Genomic DNA, 431 nt, shown 5'->3' with positions numbered 1-431 from the left:
ACTTTGCAATGTAGCGATACTGCAGGTTTGACAACTGCTCAAGCCAATGCACCGGTAGCTACTGATAATTGTGGAGGAACAGTTACCTATACCAAAGTAAGCGGTCAATTTCAAGGAGGAAATTGTGGAAGTACAGGAACTTACACCAATACCTGGACTGCAAATGATGTTTGTAACAACACCTCAACAGTCTTTACTCAGGTAATTACAGTTCAGGATACTGCTATTCCAACCTGGATTACACAAGCAGGAACATTAGATACTACATTACAATGTAGTGATGCTGCCGGATTAACAGCTGCGCAAAATCAGGCACCTACTGCTACCGCAAATTGTTCAACCGTCACTTACACCAAAACGAATGGTCAGTTTGTGGCTTCGGCATCTTGTAGCAATGCCGGTACCTATACTAATACTTGGGTTGCCGTAGA

1 protein-coding gene is annotated in these 431 nt (G+C 43.2%); it reads left to right on the top strand.

Annotated elements, in window-relative coordinates:
• A partial coding sequence (locus B0A80_RS19010) for an HYR-like domain-containing protein (protein ID WP_455550106.1) occupies positions 1-431 on the top strand: 431 nt, incomplete at both ends.

Origin of the sequence: Flavobacterium tructae (genome assembly GCF_002217475.1) — a bacterium.
Taxonomy (GTDB): domain Bacteria; phylum Bacteroidota; class Bacteroidia; order Flavobacteriales; family Flavobacteriaceae; genus Flavobacterium; species Flavobacterium tructae.
Note: the sequence above shows the minus strand (reverse complement) of the source record. Positions and strands in the feature narration are given on the sequence as shown.